A 21,198-nucleotide genomic window follows, 5' to 3' on the forward strand; every position below is an offset into this window, starting at 1 on the left:
CGGGATATAGCATGTTCCCGTTCCGTTTCATCCCGTTCGTCGCTATCTGTCTGAGGTGTCCGACGAATCCGTCATCTCCAGTCGAGCCCTGACCGGCGCCGAGCCGTGGCTGGTCCTGCCGCCCGCGCTGGCCGTGCCGCCGGGCGCGGGGGCGATCTGCGACGACGAGGGGGCGCGGAAGATCGGGCGGGGTGCGGCCGAGGGGGTGTTCACCGGCGGGTCGGTGGTGGTGGCCCACGCCTCGCTGACGGCTCGCAGGCTGGGCCTGTCCGCTCCGCCCCGGTCGCCCGACCTGCTGGACGTGCTGGAGCTGTGGGCCTTCGTGCGGCCGGCGACCTTCTGCGCCCCGTCGCCGAGTGGTCTGGCGCTGGCGCTCGGCATGGCCGAACCCAGGGGGGCGGAGGCCCAGGCTGCGGCCCTCCGCGACGCTGCCGCCGTTCTGCTGAAGGAGCTGGCCGACCCGGCCTACCCCCATCGCGAGGATGCCTTCACCCTGGCCGAGACTTTGGGCCGCGCCGGCTGGTCCTGGGCCTGGCGGGTCTCGGGCGCGCTTCAGGCCGGCCCCCTGCGCCAACGCCAGTATCGCGGCTCCGGGCTCGACGCCTGGTCGCGGCTGGCGGAGTGGGAGGATGAAGCGCCGCGTGGGGAGGCGGGGTCGGCCCCGGTCGATTCCGAATCCGCCCGCATCCGGCTGGAGAAACTGCTTCAGGCCTCGGGCCTCGACGAGACCCGCCCGACCCAGTCCGACTACGCCGCCGAGGCCGCCTACGCCTTCTCGCCCCGCAACGAAGAGGGCAAACCGCGCATGCTGCTGGCCGAGGCCGGCACCGGCACCGGCAAGACCCTCGGCTATCTGGCCCCCGCCTCCCTGTGGGCCGAACGCAATCAGGGCGCCGCCTGGGTCTCGACCTATACCCGAGCCCTCCAGCGCCAGATCGACCGCGAAAGCGCCGCCCTGTGGCCCGACCCGGTCGAGCGCAAGAAGAAGACCGTCGTCCGCAAGGGCCGCGAGAACTACCTCTGCCTCTTGAACCTTCAGGACATGGTCCAGGCGGCCCAGCTGGGCAACGGCGACCTGATCGGTCTGGCCCTGACCAGCCGCTGGGCGATGCACACCCGCGACGGCGACATGACCGGCGGCGACTTCCCCGGCTGGCTGCCCGGCCTGTTCGCAACCCCCGCGAGCCATCAGGCGTCGGCCGGCAACCTCGTCGACCGGCGTGGCGAATGCGTCCACGCGGCCTGCCCCCACTACCGCACCTGTTTCGTCGAGAAGACGATCCGCGCCAGCCGCCGGGCCGACCTCGTCGTCGCCAACCATGCGCTGGTAATGACCCAGGCCGCCTTCGACGGCGCCCGCTCGGCGCGCGGCCTGAAGCAGGACGGAGAGACGGCGGCGCTGAAGCGGATCGTCTTCGACGAGGGCCACCACCTGTTCGACGCCGCCGACAGCGCCTTCTCCGCCTGTCTCTCGGGCCAGGAGGCGGCCGAGCTGCGGCGCTGGATCCGGGGGCCGGAGGGCCGCGGCCGTCGCGGACGCGGTCTGGAACAGCGGCTGGGCGACCTGTGCGCCGACAACGAGGCGGCGGCGAAGGCGCTTCAGGACGCCATCCGCGCCGCCGCCGCCCTGCCGGGCGAGGGCATCTCCGGCCGCATCGCCCCGCCGTCGGGAGAGGTCAATCCCGTGGGGCCGATCGAACAGTTCCTGATGGCGGCGCTGGAGCAGATTCGGGCGCGGACGTCGGAGGCCGCCTCGTCAGGATCGTCGGAGTTCGGCACGGAATGTTCGGTCCGTCCCGCGACCGAACCCCTGCTGGAAACGGCCCGGCGCGCAGCCCAGGCCATCGCGGCGGTGGAGGCCCCCCTGCTGGCCCTCGCCCGGCATCTGGAAGACATCCTCGACGACGAGGCGTCCGAGCTCGACGGCGCCTCGCGCGCCCGCATCGAAGGCGCCCTGCGGGGCCTTGACCGTCGCGCACGCATGACCCTTCCCGGATGGCGCTCGATGCTGGCGGCGCTGGAGGAGGGGGGCGATGAGGCCGACCCCGATTTTGTCGACTGGCTGTCGGTCGAGACGGCGTTCGGCCGTATCCACGACGTGGCCCTGCGCCGCCACTGGATCGACCCGACCGTGCCGCTGGAGGCCGCCGTCATCCTTCCCGCCCACGGCGTGCTGGTGACCAGCGCCACCCTGTCCGACCCGATCGCCGAAGCCAGCGGCGGCGACCTGTTCGGCATGGCCCGGATGCGCACGGGCGCGGCGCGGCTGATCGAACCGGCGCGGACTCTGAAGGTCGAGAGCCCGTTCGACTATGCCTCCAACAGCCGGGTCATCGTCGTCGGCGACGTGGCCAAGGACGATCCGCGCCAGACGGCGGCCGCCATGCGCGAACTGTTTCTGGCGGCCGGCGGCGGCGGCCTGGGCCTGTTCACCGCCATCCGGCGGCTGAAGGCCGTCTATGAGCGGCTGGGCCCCGATCTGGCCAAGGCCCAGATCCCCCTCTACGCCCAGCATGTCGATCCGCTGGAGGTCGGCGCCCTGGTCGATATCTTCCGCGCCGAACAGGACTCCTGCCTGCTGGGCACTGATGCGGTGCGGGACGGGGTCGATGTGCCGGGCCGGTCGTTGCGCCTGCTGGCCTTCGACCGCGTGCCCTGGCCGCGGCCGGACCTGCTGCACAAGGCGCGGCGCGAGAAGTTCGGGGCCAAGGGCTATGACGACGCCCTCGCCCGCGCCCGCATCGCCCAGGCCTTCGGGCGGTTGATCCGCCGTGCGGATGACAAGGGGGTGTTCGTGATGCTGGACGCCGCGACGCCGACCCGGCTGTTCGCCGCCCTCCCGCCGGGAACCGAGGTGCAGCGGATGAGCCTGGTGGGGGCGATCGAGGTGACGCGGGAGTTTCTGGCCTAGTTCCTTCTCCCCTTGCGGGAGAAGGTGGCCGGAGCGCAGCGGAGGTCGGATGAGGGGTCACGCTGACGTCGAAAATCCGTCTTGCAAGCCTCATTTCAGCTGCCCGTGAAACCCCTCACCCGACCGCGCAAGGACGACGGCTGCGCCGCCGTGCGCGGCCTCCCTCTCCCGCAAGGGGAGAGGGGCGGCGATCACCCTTCGAACGTGATCTCCACACTCTCCGCCGACCGCGCGTGCGGCCCGTGATACACCGCCTCGATGTTGTTGCCATCCGGGTCGATCATGAAGGCCGCGTAGTACCCCGGGTGATAGGGCCGCTCGCCCGGCGCGCCGTTGTCCGCGCCACCCGCCGCAAGCCCGGCGCGATGAACCGCCTGGACCATCGTACGGTCCTTCGCCTGAAAGGCCAGGTGGACGCGACCGGTCGGCACGCCCTGATCCGCCTCGGACCCGGCTGAGGAGACGAACAGTTCGTCTATCCAGAAGAATCCCGGCCCCTCGCCCTCGACACGCAATCCCAGCGCCGCGAACACGGCGTCATAGAATTTCCGGCTGGCGTCCAGATCGCGCACGACCAGCTGGATATGGTCGATCAGACGACCTCGATGCAGCGACTGCGTCTCCATGGCCTTCTCCCTCCTGTGATGACGTCAGAACGGCCGTAGCACGCTGCTGATCCCTTTTTTGGCGGCAGCGGGACAGCTTGCCGCCGCAGTCTTCCAGCCCCATATCCGCCCGTCTTGGCGTGCATCGCTCCGGCTGACGATCGGGACTCAACGGACTATCTAGACTCCAATTCGGGAGTCGGCTCGACACGACTCTAGGGACTATCCCGACTCCGTTATCGCCCTCTCGCCCAAAGGACCGCATGACCGACGCCCCGCCGCCCCGCCACAAGCGCTCCGGCCTGTTCGCGCCGATCGGCCTGTTCATCGTCGCCCTGATCGCCTGGTCGATCTGGTGGTTCGTTCTGGCCGGTCAGGTCCGCAGCCAGCTGGATCAGCGGGTCGAGGCCATGCGCGCCGGCGGCTGGGACGTGACCTACACGGGCCTTGGGACCTCGGGCTGGCCGTTCCGCGTTCGGCTGGGGGCGGAGAACGTCTCGATTACCGCACCCTCGGGGCTTGCGGTCGCCGCCCCCGATCTGGCGGCCGAGGCCAATGCCTGGAACCCGGATAAATGGGTCCTGATCGTCGGCGACGGCCTGGTCCTGACCCGGCCGGGCAAGGGCAAGGTCGCCGTGCGCGGCCGGTTCATCCGCGCCAGCGTCCACGGTCTGACCCAGCGCTGGCCCAATGTCGCGGTCGAGATGGCCGATCCGGAGTTCACCTCGCACGAAGGCTCCGAGGTCTTCCCGATCTCGCGCGCCGGCAAGGTCGAGCTCTACCTGCGACCGCATCTGGCGCCCGCCGGAACGCCCGGCGTCGACACCAGCGTCGATGTTCTGTTCCGCCTGATCGACGCCGAGGGCCGCCCCGGCGGCCCGGTCGAGGGCATGGCCCGCAATGGCAAGCTGACCGCCCAGATCGAGACCGTCGTCGAGGACGCCGACCGGCTTCAGGGCGCGGACGCCGCCGGCGTCTTCGCCGCCTGGACCCGCGCGGGCGGCCGATTCACCGCCATTCGTGGCGAGCTGTCGGCCGGTGAAAGCCGCGCCACCCTGTCCAGCGACGTCCTGTCCGCCTCCGCCGACGGGCGTCTGCAAGGCGTGGTTTCGCTTCAGGCCGTCAAGCCGATGGCCGCCATTGCCGGTCTGGCCGGGTCGGGCGCAGGTTCGGTCAATCGCGTCGGCGCGGCCGGGGCTGCCGCCGCGACGGCCGTGCGCGGCGATGATGACATGACGCTGGAACTGACGTTCCGCGACGGCCGCACCTTCCTCGGCCCCTTCGCCATCGTCCCGGCGCCCAAGCTGTTCTGATGGCGAGGAAGCACGGCGCATTGCTGGAGGAACCCAGGGTCGACACCGACCGGCTGGTCCTCGATCAGGCCCTGATCGAGGCCCTGACCGACAGGCTGGCGGCAGGGGCCGACACCGCGCCTGACGCCTCGACCCTGGCCCTGCGCGCCCTGCTGGCCGAGAGCTATGACCCGCACCAGTACGCCATGCTCCGCGCCCTGTGGGGTCGGATCGAGGCCCGCACAGGAGCCCCGCTGGTTGTCGCCGGACCCGCTGCCGGGCTTCTGGCCGCCGACCGCTTCGGATTGTCAGCCCAGGTTGCCGCCGACCCCGACGCGGCCCTGGCCCAGGCCGCTTCCGGCGCCCGCGCCCTGATCGACCTTGCCGCCGGCCGTCCCTGGTGGGGCAAGCTTCTGGCCCGCCCCGAGCTTCAGGTCATCGCGGCCCTGCCCGATGACCGTAACGGCGTGCCCTCCGCCCTGATGGTGGCCGCTTCTCCGACCGGCCCGACGGGCGGGGATCGCACCTTCTGGGTGACCGATTCCGGCCTGTCCGACGGCCGGATCGTCGAGGCCCTGTCGGTCTGCGGGTTCGTCGCCCGTCCTCTCGCTTCCGCAGGCGGCTTGAAGCTGTTCATGCTCGCAGGCTATGTGCAGGTCGAAGACGGGCGGCTCTCGGCGGCCCCCGGCGCCCTGAAGGGCGTGATCGGCGCCGCTCCCCTGTTCTGACCTCAAGGCTCTCCATGACCGAGATCAACGCGCCCGCGCCCAAGCCCGGCATCCTCGACATCGCTCCCTATGTCGGCGGCAAATCGTCGATCGTCGGCATCGCCGAGCCGATGAAGCTGTCCTCGAACGAGAACGCCCTGGGCGCCGGTTCGAAGGCCCGGGAGGCCTATGAGGCCGCGATCAAAAACATCCACATCTATCCGGATGGCCGCGCCACGAAGCTGCGTACCGCTGTCTCCGAGCACCACGGGCTGGAGCCGGAACGGCTGATCTTCGGCAATGGTTCGGACGAGGTCTTCGCCCTGCTGAACCAGACCTATCTGACGCCGGGCGACAACATCGTCACCGGCCAGTACGGCTTCCTCGCCTATCGCATATCGGCCATGGCCTGCGAGGCCCAGGTCAAGCTGGCGCCCGAGCCCGGCTACAAGGCCGAGGTCGATGCCTTGCTCGAACAGGTCGATGAGCGGACGAAGATCGTCTACGTCTCGAACCCCTCGAACCCGACCGGCAGCTACAATTCGGGCGAGGAAATCCGCCGCCTGCACGAAGCCCTGCCGCCCCACATCCTGCTTGTCGTCGATGAGGCCTATGCCGAGTTCGTGGCCGAGCCGGACTGGGAGACGAGCTTCCCGCTGGCGCGCGACGCCTCGAACATCGTCGTGACCCGCACCTTCTCCAAGATCCACGGCCTCGGCGGCCTGCGTATCGGCTTCGGCTATGCGCCGGTCGCGGTCGCCGAGGCGGTCGACCGCATCCGGCTGCCGTTCAACGTCTCGGTCCCCGGACTGGACGCCGCCACGGCCGCCCTCGGCGACGAGGCGCACCAGAAGGCCTCGCGCGAGATGGTCCAGACCTGGCGTCCGCGCCTGACCCAGGCCATCCGCGGTTTCGGCTTCGAGGTCCTGCCCTCGGCCGGCAACTTCGTGCTGGTTCTGTTCAAGGACGAGAAGCGCAATGCGGCGGCTGCCAGCGACTATCTGAACTCAAAGGGGATTATCGTCCGCCCGGTCGGCGGCTACGGCATCCACGACGGCCTGCGCATCACCGTCGGCACCGAGGACCAGAACCGCGCGGTGATCGACGCTCTCAGCGAGTTCGCGGCGAGTTGATCGCGCTCGGGGTTTGAGGCGCGACCTCGCTTGAGGCGAGAAGGGCGGCGGACGCCGTCTCGATCCGCTGTTCCAGCTCGACCATGAAGGGCGCGCGCTTCAGTCCGGCCGGGATCGGCTCGAGGAATTCAAAGGTGGCCACGCCCTGCGGGATGGTCCCCTTCGCGGGCCACCAGACGCCGGAATCGGTCGCAACCGGGCAGCAGGGCGTTTCCAGCTCGCGGTACAGGGCGGCGATTCCGGGCTTGTACTCGGGTTCGGCGCCCACCTCGGCGCGGGTGCCTTCCGGGAAGATGATGATCTGACGACCCTCGGCGAGACGGTCGCGGGCCTGGCGCACCATGTCCTTCAGCGCCTTGGCGTGACCGTCGCGATCGACGGCGATCATCTTGGTCTTCACGCCGAACCAGCCGAGGAAGGGCATGTGCGTCAGCTCCTTCTTCAACACGAAACAGGGGTCTGGAAGGACGGCGATCAGGGCCACGAAGTCCAGCAGCCCCTGGTGCTTGGAGGCGACGAGCGCGCCGCCGGTCGGGACATGGTCGCGACCCAGGGTCTGGACCTTCACGCCCGCGATCCAGCGGTATCCGAACAGGGCTGTCCTCGCCCAGATGTGGACCACGCCCATGGCCTGGCGGTGACCCATCAGGAGAGCGGGCGAGAGGCCTACAGCGACGACGGCCATCGACAGATAGAACCAGACGACGAACAGGAATGTGCGGACGGTCTTCATGCTGGCGCTGCTTCGTCGGTCGAGGTCTCGACGGCGGGGCGTTCGTTATGTCCAGTGACCCTGTGCAGCGTCTCGCGGCCGAGGACAGCGAGATATTTGACGTACTCCAGCGTCATCCGGCGCGCCGTGACCGCCGCCCGCCACCAGCGCGAGTTGTCGAGCGAGGGCGTCGAGACAGCATAGGGCGTCAGCTCGACATCGGGCGCCGCGCTGCGCAGCTCCAGAAGCGAACGGGGCATGTGGTAGTCGGAGGTGACGACGATCAGGCTGTCGTAGCCCTTGGCGCGAGCCCAGGCCGCGATCTCCTGGGCGTTGCCGTTGGTCGTCTCGGCCTCGAAACCGAGGTCGACGCAGCAGTTGAACAGACGGTTGGAGCCGGGGGTCAGTTCGCGCAGTTCCTGGCGGCGAACCTCGCGGTTGACGCCCGAGATCAGCACCCGCTCGCCCTTGTCCTGTTCCAGGAGGCGGATGGCCACATTGACGCGCTCGGCCGAAGGACCGGTCAGGGCGACGATGCCGTCGGCGCGCTCCGGCTCCGGCGCAGGCGTGAAGCCGCGCACCCGGTCGGCGAAGGCGAACAGCCCTACCAGCCAGATCAGGGCCACGATCCCGACAAGCGCCAGAAACTTCATGCTTAATCCTAGCCGCCGACCTGGGACGCGCCAAGCCTCGCCATCTCTCTTCCGGCGCTTAGTTGCGCCGCAACAAGCGCTACCGTAGCTGCGACCAGCGGGCATGGCGAGAGCATGAGAATGTCCGCCCAGGCAACTGGCAGGGCGGGGGTCAGCCCTTCTGCACCGCCGAGGACGCGCAGAAGGCCCAGCAGCGCGATCGCGCCCGCCGATCCGGCGGCGCCGGCGACGAGTGCGAGAAGGGCGAACCGGCGCTGGAACAGCCAGGCGATGGAGGCGTCGGTGGCGCCCGACAGACTGAGGGTCTCGATCACCGAGCGGCGTGCCTGAATGCCCGCACGGACGGCGTAGATGATGGCCGCGCCCGCCGCGAAGGCCGTTGTCAGGAAGGCGGCCAAGGCGAGGATGGTGATCAGGGTCGCCGACCGCTCGACTTCGCCGCGCCACAGGCTGTGGTCGTCGACGGTGGCGTCCAGCCCCGCCTCGGCCAGGGCGCGGCCGAGCGTCAGGGCGCTGGCGGGAGCGTCCCGGTCGAGGCGGACCGTGACGAGATAGGGCAGGGGCAGGTCGGCCAGCACCGCTTCGCCCATCCACGGGCGCAGCAGGGCCTCGGCGGTCTCGCGGTCCATGGCGGCGGCTTCGGCCACGCCGTTGACCCCGGCCAGGGTCTCGGCGGCGCGGGCGGCCGCGGTGTCGCCGCTCTCGCCGACGCGGGGGCGGACCTGGATGGTGGCCTCGGCCCGAAGCTCCCGCGCCCAGCCGTGCGCGGCGCGGTCCGCCGCGACGGCCCCAACCGCTGCGAGACAGGCGAGGAAGCAGAGGACGGCGATGACCGCGCCCAGCCAGCGTTCACCCGCCGCGTCGCGAGGCAACAGGCCGCTCTCTGGCCGGGTCGGACGGACGCGAGGGCCGGGGCCGAACAGGTTGGACCAGCGGATCATGCCGTAGCCCCCGAGATGCGGCCGTCACGAAGGACCAGACGACGTGCGCCGGAGCGCCGGGCCAGATCCTCGTCGTGGCTGGCGATCAGCACCGTGGCGCCGAGCCTGTTGAGCGCCTGGAACAGTTTCAGCAGCCGATCGGCCATGGCCGGGTCGACGCTGCCGGTCGGCTCATCGGCCAGGATCAGGTCCGGCTTGGCCATGACCGCGCGGGCGATGGCGAGCCGCTGCTTCTCTCCACCTGACAGGGCGGTCGGCAGGGCGTTGGCCCGGTCCGCCAACCCGACCCAGGCCAGCATCTCCTCGACGTCGGCGGCGTAGTCGCTGCGCCTGCCGCCGCGCACCCGCAGCGACAGGGCGGCGTTGTCGAAGACGCTGAGGTGGTCCAGCAGGCGAAAGTCCTGGAACACGACGCCGAGGCGGCGGCGCCAGACAGGGCGGTCATGCGACGAGACCTCGGTGACGTCCTGGCCAAACAGGGCGATGCGGCCCTCTGTCGGCCGCTCGGCGAGGGTCAGAAGACGCAGAAGCGAAGACTTTCCCGCTCCGGACGCGCCGGTAAGGAAGTGGAAAGAGCCGCGCGGCAGGATGAGGTTAACGTCCCGCAGCACGCCGGGCGATTCGGCATAGCCGAAGCTGACCGCCGACAGGCGGACGGTTTCGGGCGATGGCGCGGATTCGGCGGCGCGGCGGGGCGACTGAGGCATCTGATTTTTTCGTATGGACCGGAGCGCATCGCGTTCCGACAGGAGGGGGCCGGCGAGCGGCCTCGCAGTCAGCGACCATGATACTGACCTGTCCGTCCTGCGCCACCAGCTATTTCGCCCCCGACGGCGCCATTCCGCCCGGCGGCCGCAAGGTGCGTTGCCAGTCCTGCGCCCACGTCTGGCACGGTCTGCCGACCGACGAGCCGCTGGAATTGACGGCGGCCAGCGAGCCGATCCTCGCACCCGAACCCAGGTCGTTCGAGGAAGCGCCGCCGGTTTCGCCAGAGACGCCGGCGCCGGAACTGCCCAAGGCCTTCCGCGCCCGCGCCGAGCAACAGCGTCGTCTGCGTCGCGCGGCGACCCACGGCGCGGTCTGGGCCGGTCTGGCCAGCCTGTTCGTCGGCCTGATCGGCGCCGGCTGGCTGTTCCGGGTCGAGGTTGTCGAGCTCTATCCCCGCGCCGCCGCCGCCTACGCCATGGTCGGGACGCCGGTGAACGCGGTCGGGCTGGAGTTCGAGGCCGTGACCGCCAAGGCTGTGGCCGATCGCCCGGATATGGTGATGGTGTCGGGCGCCCTGAGGAATGTCCGTGATCGTGAGATCGTCGCCCCGCCGGTGCGCGTCGCCCTTCTGGACGCCCACGGGGCGGAGGTCGGGTTCGCCCTGATAGAGCTCCACGGCGCTCCGGTTCTACCGGGCGGGGTCCAGGGCTTCGCAGCCCTGATTCGCGATCCCGGCGCCCACGGCGTGGATGTCGGTGTCGATTTCGCCAAGGACGGCCCCGCGCCGGCGGCCCATGGCGCGGGTCACGAAGCGACCCCGGCCCACGCCCGCCCGCTCCCGACTCCGGACGAGCACGGAATGCGCCCCGCCTTGATCGAGGAGTCGCCGCCGACCCACGAGGAGCCGGTCGATGCGGCGCCCATGCATGCCGAACCGGCCCATGATGCGGCGGAAAGCCATGCGCCTATCGACAGCCATGGCGCCGAGGCGGTATCCGCCTCGCATGGCTGAAGCTCCCCCGACGCCCACCGTCCTTCTCCCCGAAGCCGAAATCGGCAGGATCGTCGCCGATCTGGCCGAACGGATCGCACCGGTCATCGACGACGAGACGGTCGCGGCGGTGCTGCTGACCGGCGGGCTCTGGTTCGCGGCCGACCTGACCCGGGCCCTGTCGCGGATCGGACGCCATGTCCGGTTCGACGCCCTGTGGCTGGCGTCCTATGGCGATGAGCAGTCGAGCCGGGGCCGGATCGACGTCCATGCGCCGTTCCAGCGGTCGCTGAAGGATCGCAAGGTGCTGATCCTCGACGACGTGTTCGACACCGGCCTGTCGCTGGCCGAGGCCGTGCGTCATGCGAAGGAAGCCGGCGCCGCCGCGGTGGTGACCTGCGTCTTCGCCCGCAAACCCTGGCCCCTGCCGCGCGCGCCTGAGCCGGACTTCGTCGGCTGGGAGGCTCCGAACCGATTCCTCGTCGGATACGGCCTGGATCATGCCGGCGCGATGCGCGGCCTGCCGGATATCTGCGCGCTGGATTAGTCCCCCGCCAGGGCCGCCAGCACGCCCTTGCCATAGCGATCGATCTTCGACTGGCCGACGCCCGAAATGGCGGCGAGCGCGTCGAGCGAGCCCGGTTCGCGCTGGGCGATCTCCAGCAGGGTCTTGTCCTGGAAGATCACGTAGGGCGGGACGTGCTGTTCCGAGGCGCGGTCACGGCGCCAGGCCCGCAGGGTCTCGAAACGGGCGCGGACGTCGACGTCGAGCGCCTCGACGGCGGCGTTGCGGTCGTTGCGGGTGCGGTTGCGCGGGTTTCCCGAGCGGGTTCCGGCGTCGAAGCCGGGCGGGGTGCGGCGGACCTCTACGGCGATCTCGCCACGATAGACGGCGCGAACGCGCTCGGCGTCGCCGAGGCCGACCAGGGGCTTGCCGTCGTTCGGGTCCTCCAGCAGCAGGCCCTCGAACATCAGGTGGTCGACGATGTCGCGCCAGCCGGTCGGGGCGATGTCCTTGCCGATCCCCCAGGTGGAGAGGTCGGACTCCCAGGGCTGGACGTCCCTGGTCTTGCCCAGCAGGTGGTCGACGATCCGGCCCTTGCCGAAGCGGCCGCCGAGCCGCTGGACCGCCGCGAGCGCCTTCTGGGCCGGGACGGTGGCGTCGTAGAGGGCCGGCGGGTCGGAACAGATGTCGCAGACGCCGCAGGGTCCGGCGTCGGTCTCTCCGAAATAGCGACGCACGGCCTGGGGGCGACAGACGGCGCCGTCCAGCATGGCGAACAGCTGGCGGGCCTTGCGCGTTTGAACCTGTTTGACCTCCTCGGCCATCGGGCGGCTGTCGAGACGCTTGAGGGTCCAGGCGATGTCGGAGGGGCCGTACAGGGTAATGCCCTCGGCCGGTTCACCGTCGCGTCCGGCGCGGCCGATCTCCTGCCAGTAGGCCTCCAGCGAGCCCGGCGGATCGGCGTGGATGACGAAGCGGACGTCGGCCTTGTCGACCCCCATGCCGAAGGCGATGGTCGCGACCATGACGGCGCCGTCCTCAGCCAGGAAGCGTTCGAGCCGCTTGTCGCGCTCCGGACCAGACATGCCGGCGTGATAGGCAATGCCGTTCGTGCCGGCGGACTTCAGGGCGTCGGCGACACGCTCGCAGCCGTCGCGCGACCCGCAATAGACGACGCCCGACTGGCCCTTCCGGGCGCGGACCAGTTCGATGACATGGGCGTCGGTTCTGGCGCGCGACGCGCTTTCCTTGCGGATGGCCGAAAGTTGCAGGTTCGGGCGGGCGAAGCTGTCGACGAAGACGGCGGCGTGTTCGAGATGCAGCGAGGCCAGGATGTCGTCGCGGGTGCGGGCGTCGGCGGTAGCGGTGACGGCGATGCGTGGCACGCCCGGGAAGAGCTCGCCGAGCCGGCCCAGCGTCCGGTAGTCCGGACGGAAGTCGTGGCCCCACTGGGACACGCAGTGGGCCTCGTCGATGGCGATCAGCGACAGCGGCAGGTCGCGTAGGCGGTCGGTCAGGGCGCCGGAGGCCAAGCCTTCCGGCGAGACGTAGAGCAGGTCGAGCTCGCCCGCGCGGGCGGCGCGCAGGACATTGGTGCGCTCGTCCAGCGAGAGGCCGGAATCGAGGCGGGCGGCGGCGACGCCCTGCTGCTTCAGCGCCTCGACCTGGTCGGTCATCAGGGCGATCAAGGGCGAGATGACGAGGCCGAGACCCGGGCGGAGGATGGCGGGAATCTGGTAGCAGACGGATTTGCCGCCGCCGGTGGGGAGGACGGCGAGGACGTCGCGTCCGGCCATGATCTCGGTGACGACCCTGGCCTGCAACCCTCGAAAGTCGGCGTGACCCCAGACGCGTTCGAGCGTCGCGCGCGCGGCGTCGAGGCCGGGCGAGGATGTCGGTGAATCGGCGAGCATCGGCGGCTTGTGCCCCATACGTTTCGGGGTGTCACGGTTGGAAACCAGCGAAGATCGACCCACGCCTGCAGAACAACCCAGAACGCCGGATACTCAGGGATGGTCGCTCTCGAGCCAAGAAACTGACGCCCGTCAGGCCAGTCCCGACGACTGGGCGCGGTCGATCGAACTTCTTCCGACTCTTCTCCGGAACGGGTCGGTCCACCATCACGCCGCTCGATGGCTCCGATCACGCTCGTGGAGCCGTGAGTCAGATATCAGGTCGCAGGTTTCGCAGCCGCTTCAGCCATGCTGGAACGGGCGGCGTGAACAGCATCGTCAATCTGTTCGAACACAGGTTGTGTGGGTTGCGCCCCGTTGCATCCATAGGCCTCATCCATCACCCAGTTTTCGTCAGTGGGAGCGTCGGGCATTTGGACCTGACCGTTGAAGGCCGGTGCGCCGTCAATGATCGCGATAGCGTGGGTAAAGCGACCAACTCGTCTGACGCAGTCGATCCGGATTTTCGTCCAGTAGAGATCCGCAGGCGAAGATCCAAATGCGGCAAGAGGCGATGCCAGGACGTTGAGTCCCCAACCTTCGACCACATCGACGTTACGCACGATCGAATTAAGGTCCAGAAAAACCACCTCGGCCGCCCTAATGTCGGTGTAGGCGAATCTATGCGGACTCGACGGAACCTCGGCTTGGACCGCGGCTGCAGCAGCAAGAGCGGGCTCTTGCTGGCCCCCCGACGCTATATGAGCAGCGATCAGAATGGCTGGCGCGAGGTATGGCATTTCGTCTCCAGTTCCTTCGGGATGGTCGCTCGCGCACTTTAGCGCCTGCTCGTACTCTGACGCAGCCAAGCCCGATAGTAGAACCGCAAGCAATAGGCCTGTGGCGCGCCTAATCCCGCAACAGCTCGTTCACCCCTGTCTTCGCGCGCGTCTGGGCGTCGACGCGTTTGACGATGACGACGCAGTAGAGGGACGGGCCCCCGGCGGGGTCAGGCAGGGTCCCCGGGACGACGACCGAGTATGCGGGGACCTCGCCGCGCGTGATCTCGCCGGTGGCGCGGTCGACGATCTTGGTCGAGCCCGACAGATAGACGCCCATCGACAGGACGGCGCCTTCGCGAACGATGACGCCCTCGGCGACCTCGGCGCGGGCGCCGATGAAACACCCGTCCTCGATGATGGTCGGGTTGGCTTGCAGGGGCTCCAGCACGCCGCCGATGCCCACGCCGCCCGAGAGGTGGACGTTCTTGCCGATCTGGGCGCAGGAGCCGACCGTGGCCCAGCCGTCGACCATCGAACCCTCGCCCACGTAAGCGCCGATGTTCACGAAGGACGGCATCAGGATGACGTTCCGATCGACGAAGGCGCCCTTGCGGACGATCGAGCCCGGAACGGCGCGGAAGCCGGCTTCCTTGAACTCGTTGGCGGTCCAGTCGGCGAACTTGTTGGGCACCTTGTCGTACCAGGGGCCGACGGCGGGGGCGCCGCCGCTGGAGGAGGGGGCCGACAGGCCGCGCTCGCCGGCGCGCATGATCTCGTTGTCGTTCAGGCGGAAGGACAGCAGCACCGCCTTCTTCAGCCACTGATGCGTGGTCCAGACGCCGTCGGCGCCGCGCGACGCGACGCGCGCCTGGCCGGAATCCAGCAGGTCGATGGCGGTCTCGACGGCCTTGCGGGTGTCGCCGTGGGTCGAGGGCGAGAGGTCGGCGCGCGCCTCCCAGGCGGATTCGATGACGGCTTCGAGCCTGGCGAGGTCGGTCATGCGGCATCCTTCAGGGCGTAGGGTGTGAGGAAGTCGAGGAGGTCGGGCGCGGTCGCGTCGAAGCCCTCGCCCGCGACCAGACCGCGCTCGGCCAGATGTTCCGGCGTGTCGGTCAGGACGGTGGTCATGCCCAGGGACCGGGCCGGAGTCAGGTTCTTCGGCGTATCGTCGAAGAAGATCGCACCCGTCGGATCGATGGCGAACTTTTCGAGGAAGCGGCGATACGTCGACGGCGCGGGCTTGGGCGTCAGGTCCATGTCCTCGATGGCGTGGACGCCGTCGAACAGACCGGTCAGTCCGATGCGCTCGATGACGCGAGCCGCATGGAACCTCGCGCCGTTGGTCAGGACGAATTTTCGGCCCGGCAGGCGGGCGATGACGTCGGCGAGGCGCGGGTTGGGCTCAAGAGAGTCCAGCGGCACGTCATGCACCTCATGCAGGAATGTCTCCGGGTCGATGGCGTAGTTGGCCATGAGGCCCGCGAGGGTCGTGCCGTGCTCGTTGAGAAACTGGCGCTGCAGCACTTTCGCCTCATCGGCGGGGAGGCCGACTGCGTCGATCATGAAGGCGTTGATGCGCGCCTGGACCAGGGCCATCACGCCCTGTTCGGGCGGGTAGAGGGTGTCGTCCAGGTCGAAGATCCAGGCGTCGATGTGCGAGAGATCCAGATGAGCGAGGGTCCGGGTCACGCCTTCACCAGAGTGCCTGCGCCGTATTCGGTGAACAGCTCGACGAGCATGGCGTGGGGGCGGCGGCCGTCGAGGATGACCACGGCCTCGACGCCTGCGCGGACGGCGGCCATGGCCGTCTCAAGCTTGGGGATCATGCCGCCGGAGGCCGTGCCGTCGTCGATCAGAGCCTGGGCCTGTTCCAGCGTCATCTGGCGGATGATGTCGCCGTTCTTGTCGAGCACTCCCTTTACGTCGGTCAGCAGCAGCATGCGCTTGGCGTTCAGAGACCCCGCCACGGCGCCGGCCACTGTGTCGGCGTTGACATTGTAGGTCTGGCCGTCCTCGGCGACGCCGATGGGGGCGATGACGGGGACCCAGTCGTCGGTCTCCGAGGCGATCAGGCCGGCGATCAGTTTGGGATCGACCTTCGTCGGCTCACCGACGTAGCCGAGGTCGACCTCGTGCTCGATCAAGCTGTCGGGGTCGCGCTTCGTGCGGGTCGTCTTCTCGACGGTCAGCAGGCCGGCGTCCTTGCCGGACAGGCCGACGCCGCGCACGTCCGCCTCCTTGCCGGCGACGGAGATCCAGTGGGCGATTTCCTTGTTGACGGCGCCGGACAGGACCATCTCGGCCACCGCCATCGTGTCCCTGTCGGTCACGCGCAGGCCATCGACGAAGCTCGACTTCACGCCCGCCTTGTCCAGCATGGCGCTGATCTGCGGCCCGCCGCCGTGCACCACGACCGGGTTTACGCCCATGAGCTTCAGCAGCACGACGTCGGCCGCGAACTGTTTGGCCACGGCGACCTCGCCCATGGCGTGGCCGCCGTATTTGATGACCACGGTCTCGCGGTCATAGACCTGGATATAGGGCAGGGCCTCGGCCAGCGTCTTCGCCGTGGCCCAGCCGCGTTCCTCGGATTGCCGCTCGTTCTCGTCCATGCCGGGGCTGATACCGGCGAGGCTTCGCCGTGTCACGCGGGATGACGGTAGGGGCCTGTGCGGCATGTCGGACACTTCGAGGCCGGACGGCCTCGAACGCGCATCACTGCGAGTTGTTCCATAAACCCGCTGCACCGCTTGTGACCGGCGAACCATCCGCTAGGGTGGCGGTCTCCGTAAGCAGAGCGCGACAATCATGACCCCTGCCCTGGCGTTTCAAGGCCTGAACAGCTTCTCGGGCATGGCCCGCACTTTTGGCTCGGAGGGCTTCAGCAGTTTTGGCGACGTCGGCGGCTATGCCCCGTGCGGCTGCTGCGGCGGCTTCCATGCGGTGTTCGAAGAGGATGTCGGTCCACTGGCCCTGCTGAACAGTGACGACCGGGGCGGATTCGGGCCCAACGGCAGGGTGTCGTTCACAACGGGCGTGGCGGCGCAGACGCTCACACGGTCGAACCTCTCCTGGGCTACGGGTCTCGGCCAGGCCACGACTGTCACCTTCGCCTTCCGCTCGACTGCGCCAGGCACGATGCCGTCCGATACGACCGACTTCACCCGGTTCACCGAAACCCAGATCGCCGCCACCCTGCTGGCATTGGCCTCCTGGTCCGACGTAGCCAACATCACCTTCACCCGCGTCAACGATGGCGACGGTTTCTCGAACGGCGCCACCATGCTGTTCGGCAACTATGGCGCAGGCTCCGAGGGCGCGGCTGCCTTCGCCTATCTGCCGGGCGACCGCTCGAACACGGCCAACCCCGGAGACGTGTGGATCAACTATACCTCCGGCAACAACGCCACGCCGACCTTGCTCAACTATGGTCAGCAAGTGCTGGTGCACGAGATCGGTCATGCGATCGGCCTGTCACACCCGGCGGCCTACAACGCAGGTCCCGGGCAGAGCCTGAACTACGCCGCCAACGCGGGCTATTTCGAGGACAGCCGCCAGTACTCGGTCATGAGCTACTTCAGCGAGACCAACACCGGGGGCAGCTTCGGCTCCGGTCGGTACTCCTCCGCGCCGCTGATGGACGATATCGCCGCGGCCCAGCGCCTGTACGGCGCCAACATGACGACTCGCACGGGCAACAACACCTACGGCTTCAACTCCAACGCGGGCCAGGCCTGGTTCAGCGCGACCTCTAACACGACGAACCTGATCTTCGCGGTGTGGGACGCCGGCGGCACCGACACCTTCGACTTCTCGGGTTACAGCACCACCCAGGTGATCGACCTTCGCCAGGGTAGTTTCTCGAACGTCGGAAACCTGATTGGTAACGTCTCCATCGCTCTCGGCGCGGTGATCGAGAACGCCATCGGCGGCGGGGGCGCCGACACGATCTTCGGCAACGCGGGCGACAACGTCCTGACGGGCGGCGGCGGCAACGACCGGATCGACGGCGGCCTGGGGTCTGACACCGTCACCTACAGCGGCAATCGTTCGGCCTATACGATCACCTACAACGGTGCGACGGCTACGGTTTCCGGGCCGGACGGAACCGACACCATCTCGAACGTCGAGTTCCTGCGCTTCGCCGACCAGACGATCGCGGCGGCCTTCACCGGGGGTCTGAACGTCAGCGGCGACATCACCAACAACACCATGACCGGTACGGCGTCCGCAGACACCCTCAACGGGCTGGGCGGCAACGACACCCTGTCCGGCCTGGGCGGCGCCGACATCCTTGACGGCGGGTCGGGCGACGACAGCCTGTCGGGAGGCGATGGCGACGACACCCTGATCGGCGGGCTAGGCGTCGATGCGCTGAACGGCGGCGCCGGCTCGGACACGGCCAGCTATGTGTCGGCCGGCGCTGCAGTCACCGTCAACCTGGCGACGGGCGTGGCCAGCGGCGGGGGCGGGGCCGATACCCTGACGCTCATCGAGAACATCCGGGGTTCGGCCTTTAACGACACCCTGACGGGCGACGCTGGCGCCAATGTCATCCGCGGCGAGGGCGGGATCGACGTCCTCAACGGCGGCGGCGGCAACGACCAGTTGTTCGCAGGCGCGCCAGGCCTGTCGGGCGGCGCGCCCGACATCGTCAAGGCCCAGGGCACGGCGAACGCCACGATCGCCACCGCCCTTTCCCTCGACAACGGCTTCGACCTCCTGCCCTCGCTCAATATCGCCAGCGCCACGACCATCCCGCATGCGACGGTCGTGGCGACCACGCACGGCGGCGTGGAGTACTATGCGGTAACGGTCGCAGCCGGAACCAGCGTGATCTTCGACATCGACGGCGCCTCGTTCGACAGCACGCTGAGGATCTTCGACAGCGCAGGAACGGAACTGGGCAGTAACGATGACAGTGCGACCGACGGCTTCAACGCCACCGATTCCGGGCTGACCCTTACGTTCGCGACGGCGGGAACCTATTACGTTCAGGTCGCCCAATGGACCGCGAACGCGGGCGGCACCTTCACCAGCTCGGCGCCGCCGGCCGGCCAGACCTACACTCTTCACGTCTCGGTTCCGAACCATACGGTGACGCCGCTGACGTCGGTAGGGTCCACGCTGAACGGCGGCGACGGCGACGATTCCATGACCGGCGGCGGAGGAGACGACACCTTCGACGGCGGCGCGGGCACGGACACGGTCATCTTCGCCAACGCCCGCAGCGCCTATACGATGTCGACGAGCGGCGGCGTGACGACGGTCACACTGGGATCCGCCCGGGTCGCGACGATCACCAATGTCGAGCGCCTTCAGTTCACAGACCAGGTCGTCGAGGTCGGGGCTCCGACCACTGGCGTCAATCTGGTGGGAACGACGGGGCCGGATACGCTGGAAGGCACCTCGTTCGCTGACAGCCTGTCGGGCGGTGACGGCAACGACACCATCCGTGGCTTCGGCGGGAATGACACCCTGACCGGAGGGCGAGGCATCGACACCATCGACGGTGGCGACGGTGTGGACACCATCGTCCTGTCGAACCCGGCGAGCAGCTACTTCTTCGAACAGACCTCGACGGGCTGGCTCATCTATGACGGCACCGCGGACTTCGACGTCATCAGCAACGTCGAGCAGGTCGTCTTCGGGTCGGGAGCGGCAGTGAGCATCGCCTCGGCCGCGGCGGCCGGGTTCGACCCATACAACTATCTGGCGGGATACGCCGACCTGCGTGGCCTGTTCTCGCTACCGGGCGCCTACCGCCACTATGTCGCGACCGGCCAGTTCGAAGGTCGCTCGGCGAGTCCGTTCAACGCCGTCAACTACCTGGCCAGCAACACCGACCTCATTCCGGTATTCCGGGCGGATCTCGCGGGCGCGGCGCGACACTACATTCAGGCCGGGATCTCCGAGGGACGGGCGATCAATGCCTTCAATGGCCTGCTCTATGCTGCCTCAAACGCCGATCTCGCGGTCGCGTTCGGGACGAACGCCGCCGCGGCGACGCAGCACTATGTGAACGCGGGTTTCGCGGAAGGCAGGGCCACGTCCTCGTTCAACGCGCTCCTCTATGCGGCTTCGAATGCGGATCTGGCCGCCGCTTACGGGGCTAATGCGTCGCTGGCGCTGTCCCATTACCTGAACTCCGGGGCGAGGGAGGGTCGGGCCACGACCGGCTTCGACGGGCTTCAGTATCTGGCGTCAAACGGCGACCTGGCCGTGGCTTACGGCACAAACGCGGCTGCCGGATTGAACCACTACCTCAGCTCAGGCGCGCGCGAAGGTCGGGCCGTCAACACCTTTGACGCCAGACTTTATGCCGCTACCAACCTCGACCTGGCGCAGATTCTCGGCACTGATCAGGCAGCGGCCCGCGCGCACTATCTGAACTCCGGTGCGCGGGAAGGTCGTGCGACCAGCGGTTTCGATTCTGTCGCCTATCTCTTGTCCAACTCCGATCTGGGCGGCCGCACGGCGTCGGCCGCGCTGGACCATTGGCTTCTCTACGGGGCGGACGAAGGTCGCTCAGGCGATGCCCCCTTCGGGCGCGAACAGAGCACCCACGCCCTCCCGGCAGGCGCCAGCGCCAGCGTGATCGACGCGGCCGGCGACCGGGACTGGTTCTCCTTCGCGGCGGATGCGGGGCGGCGTGTCACCATCAACCTGTCTTCTGCGGGGGTCGGCGCGCTCGCGGACGGGACGCTGGCCATCTACGACAGCCTTGGCCGGCTCGTGGTCGTCGATCCCGGCGCCAGCCCCGGCGCCGCCGCGAGCGTCACATTCGTCGCTGCGACGGCAGGGTCCTACTACCTCGTGGTCACCGGCGTCGGCAGCGCAGCCGGCGCCTACCAGCTGTCCTTCTCCCAGACGCTGGCCTCACCCGCAGAACTGCCGAAGACGCTGGTCGACGACGGTCCTCATGTCTTGCCGGGCCTGACGGATGTCGGCGCGGAGGACCACCTGTTCCACGATCAGGATCTGGTGCTTCTGGACAGCGATTTCATCTCCGACTTCCGCGAGCACGCCGTGGAGGAAGGCGGTCTGCCGTGGGTCCTTCCGGAGGAACCCGGCCTGGCGTCACTCTGGGGGGATGCCGTCCGTTCGCACGTCAATGGCAGCGAGCACGACCCCTACATCCTGCTTTGGGATGAGGGACAGCTTCAGCCGCTGGAGCGCCACGGGGACCACTGGTTGTTCCAGGGCTAGGCTGTTGCCGGAGAAGGCAGGGTCCAGACCCGCCTCCTCTGGCGGTTCGGAAACGCGCCTGCCATCTGCCCTTTGTGGCCGGGACGCGGACCGATGGGTCGAGGGTTGCCAAACACAAGGGAGCCGCTAAGTCAGGCTTCGGCGGCTGGATCGCGGG

Annotated in this window: 17 protein-coding genes; 7 read left to right on the forward strand and 10 right to left on the reverse strand. The window is 68.8% G+C overall.

From position 1 onward, the window contains the following. Positions 1–55 precede the first annotated feature (55 nt). Positions 56–2,911 carry an ATP-dependent DNA helicase gene (locus ACW17Y_RS01480; protein WP_492037015.1) on the forward strand — a complete coding sequence of 952 codons (2,856 nt, stop codon included), beginning with the start codon at positions 56–58 and terminating at the stop codon, positions 2,909–2,911. A 191-nt stretch (positions 2,912–3,102) separates the two neighbouring features. On the opposite strand, the gene ACW17Y_RS01485 is transcribed toward ACW17Y_RS01480, so the two are convergent. Further along, entirely contained in the window at positions 3,103–3,537 is a 435-nt protein-coding gene (locus ACW17Y_RS01485; RefSeq protein WP_492037016.1) for a VOC family protein, read from the reverse strand. 242 nt (positions 3,538–3,779) lie between these two features. Here ACW17Y_RS01485 and ACW17Y_RS01490 point away from each other — a divergent pair, with 242 nt between their 5' ends. Genes ACW17Y_RS01490 through hisC form a run of 3 tightly spaced genes read left to right on the forward strand, consistent with a single transcriptional unit; the run spans position 3,780 to position 6,648 of the window. After that, positions 3,780–4,829: a DUF2125 domain-containing protein gene (locus ACW17Y_RS01490; protein ID WP_492037017.1), complete on the forward strand. Its 1,050-nt coding sequence runs from the start codon at positions 3,780–3,782 to the stop codon at positions 4,827–4,829. After that, entirely contained in the window at positions 4,829–5,536 is a 708-nt protein-coding gene (locus ACW17Y_RS01495; protein ID WP_492037018.1) for a hypothetical protein, read from the forward strand. The genes ACW17Y_RS01490 and ACW17Y_RS01495 overlap by 1 nt, the downstream gene beginning before the upstream one ends. A gap of 14 nt (positions 5,537–5,550) precedes the next feature. Continuing rightward, positions 5,551–6,648 carry a histidinol-phosphate transaminase gene (hisC, locus tag ACW17Y_RS01500; protein ID WP_492037019.1) on the forward strand — a complete coding sequence of 366 codons (1,098 nt, stop codon included), beginning with the start codon at positions 5,551–5,553 and terminating at the stop codon, positions 6,646–6,648. On the opposite strand, the gene ACW17Y_RS01505 is transcribed toward hisC, so the two are convergent. Genes ACW17Y_RS01505 through ACW17Y_RS01520 form a run of 4 tightly spaced genes read right to left on the reverse strand, consistent with a single transcriptional unit; the run spans position 6,626 to position 9,661 of the window. Then, a complete protein-coding gene (locus ACW17Y_RS01505; protein ID WP_492037020.1) occupies positions 6,626–7,381 on the reverse strand; it encodes a lysophospholipid acyltransferase family protein in 756 nt (251 codons plus the stop codon). The genes hisC and ACW17Y_RS01505 overlap by 23 nt on opposite strands. Next, positions 7,378–8,013, reverse strand: coding sequence for a YdcF family protein (locus ACW17Y_RS01510; protein WP_492037021.1), 636 nt, complete (start codon positions 8,011–8,013; stop codon positions 7,378–7,380). Before ACW17Y_RS01510 ends, ACW17Y_RS01505 begins: the two co-directional genes overlap by 4 nt. 8 nt (positions 8,014–8,021) lie before the next feature. Continuing rightward, positions 8,022–8,954, reverse strand: coding sequence for a cell division protein FtsX (locus tag ACW17Y_RS01515; RefSeq protein ID WP_492037022.1), 933 nt, complete (start codon positions 8,952–8,954; stop codon positions 8,022–8,024). After that, entirely contained in the window at positions 8,951–9,661 is a 711-nt protein-coding gene (locus tag ACW17Y_RS01520; protein WP_492037023.1) for a cell division ATP-binding protein FtsE, read from the reverse strand. Before ACW17Y_RS01520 ends, ACW17Y_RS01515 begins: the two co-directional genes overlap by 4 nt. A gap of 77 nt (positions 9,662–9,738) precedes the next feature. On the opposite strand from ACW17Y_RS01520, the gene ACW17Y_RS01525 reads away from it, so the two are divergent. Both ACW17Y_RS01525 and ACW17Y_RS01530 read left to right on the forward strand, forming a co-directional pair. Further along, positions 9,739–10,674 (forward strand): zinc-ribbon domain-containing protein, encoded by a 936-nt coding sequence (locus tag ACW17Y_RS01525; RefSeq protein WP_492037024.1) that lies wholly within the window; start codon positions 9,739–9,741, stop codon positions 10,672–10,674. Beyond that, positions 10,667–11,200: a phosphoribosyltransferase gene (locus tag ACW17Y_RS01530; RefSeq protein WP_492037025.1), complete on the forward strand. Its 534-nt coding sequence runs from the start codon at positions 10,667–10,669 to the stop codon at positions 11,198–11,200. The genes ACW17Y_RS01525 and ACW17Y_RS01530 overlap by 8 nt, the downstream gene beginning before the upstream one ends. Here the strand turns inward: ACW17Y_RS01530 and recQ are convergent. The 5 genes from recQ to argB form a co-directional block, all read right to left on the reverse strand. Continuing rightward, the gene (gene recQ / locus ACW17Y_RS01535; RefSeq protein ID WP_492037026.1) at positions 11,197–13,071 is read right to left on the reverse strand and encodes a DNA helicase RecQ; all 1,875 of its coding nucleotides are present in this window, start codon (positions 13,069–13,071) and stop codon (positions 11,197–11,199) included. The genes ACW17Y_RS01530 and recQ overlap by 4 nt on opposite strands. A gap of 257 nt (positions 13,072–13,328) precedes the next feature. Beyond that, positions 13,329–13,700 carry a hypothetical protein gene (locus ACW17Y_RS01540; RefSeq protein ID WP_492037027.1) on the reverse strand — a complete coding sequence of 124 codons (372 nt, stop codon included), beginning with the start codon at positions 13,698–13,700 and terminating at the stop codon, positions 13,329–13,331. A gap of 259 nt (positions 13,701–13,959) precedes the next feature. Beyond that, on the reverse strand, positions 13,960–14,832 hold the full coding sequence (gene dapD, locus ACW17Y_RS01545; RefSeq protein WP_492037028.1) for a 2,3,4,5-tetrahydropyridine-2,6-dicarboxylate N-succinyltransferase: 873 nt from the start codon (positions 14,830–14,832) through the stop codon (positions 13,960–13,962). Next, complete coding sequence (locus ACW17Y_RS01550) at positions 14,829–15,521, reverse strand: pyrimidine 5'-nucleotidase (protein WP_492037029.1); 693 nt, start codon at positions 15,519–15,521, stop codon at positions 14,829–14,831. Before ACW17Y_RS01550 ends, dapD begins: the two co-directional genes overlap by 4 nt. Continuing rightward, entirely contained in the window at positions 15,518–16,444 is a 927-nt protein-coding gene (gene argB, locus ACW17Y_RS01555; protein ID WP_492037030.1) for an acetylglutamate kinase, read from the reverse strand. The genes ACW17Y_RS01550 and argB overlap by 4 nt, the downstream gene beginning before the upstream one ends. A gap of 196 nt (positions 16,445–16,640) precedes the next feature. On the opposite strand from argB, the gene ACW17Y_RS01560 reads away from it, so the two are divergent. Continuing rightward, entirely contained in the window at positions 16,641–21,041 is a 4,401-nt protein-coding gene (locus tag ACW17Y_RS01560; protein WP_492037031.1) for a M10 family metallopeptidase C-terminal domain-containing protein, read from the forward strand. The last annotated feature ends 157 nt before the right edge of the window (positions 21,042–21,198 follow it).

This window comes from Brevundimonas sp. AVps7 (genome assembly GCF_058681545.1).

Bases quoted from the DNA above. Each gene is read 5' to 3' on its own strand.
- dapD (WP_492037028.1), bottom strand. From the start codon at position 14,832: ATGACCGACCTCGCCAGGCTCGAAGCCGTCATCGAATCCGCCTGGGAG.
- ACW17Y_RS01520 (WP_492037023.1), bottom strand. From the start codon at position 9,661: ATGCCTCAGTCGCCCCGCCGCGCCGCCGAATCCGCGCCATCGCCCGAA.
- ACW17Y_RS01495 (WP_492037018.1), top strand. From the start codon at position 4,829: ATGGCGAGGAAGCACGGCGCATTGCTGGAGGAACCCAGGGTCGACACC.
- recQ (WP_492037026.1), bottom strand. From the start codon at position 13,071: ATGCTCGCCGATTCACCGACATCCTCGCCCGGCCTCGACGCCGCGCGC.
- ACW17Y_RS01530 (WP_492037025.1), top strand. From the start codon at position 10,667: ATGGCTGAAGCTCCCCCGACGCCCACCGTCCTTCTCCCCGAAGCCGAA.
- ACW17Y_RS01505 (WP_492037020.1), bottom strand. From the start codon at position 7,381: ATGAAGACCGTCCGCACATTCCTGTTCGTCGTCTGGTTCTATCTGTCG.
- ACW17Y_RS01560 (WP_492037031.1), top strand. From the start codon at position 16,641: ATGACCCCTGCCCTGGCGTTTCAAGGCCTGAACAGCTTCTCGGGCATG.
- ACW17Y_RS01525 (WP_492037024.1), top strand. From the start codon at position 9,739: ATGATACTGACCTGTCCGTCCTGCGCCACCAGCTATTTCGCCCCCGAC.
- ACW17Y_RS01485 (WP_492037016.1), bottom strand. From the start codon at position 3,537: ATGGAGACGCAGTCGCTGCATCGAGGTCGTCTGATCGACCATATCCAG.
- argB (WP_492037030.1), bottom strand. From the start codon at position 16,444: ATGGACGAGAACGAGCGGCAATCCGAGGAACGCGGCTGGGCCACGGCG.
- ACW17Y_RS01490 (WP_492037017.1), top strand. From the start codon at position 3,780: ATGACCGACGCCCCGCCGCCCCGCCACAAGCGCTCCGGCCTGTTCGCG.
- ACW17Y_RS01510 (WP_492037021.1), bottom strand. From the start codon at position 8,013: ATGAAGTTTCTGGCGCTTGTCGGGATCGTGGCCCTGATCTGGCTGGTA.
- hisC (WP_492037019.1), top strand. From the start codon at position 5,551: ATGACCGAGATCAACGCGCCCGCGCCCAAGCCCGGCATCCTCGACATC.
- ACW17Y_RS01515 (WP_492037022.1), bottom strand. From the start codon at position 8,954: ATGATCCGCTGGTCCAACCTGTTCGGCCCCGGCCCTCGCGTCCGTCCG.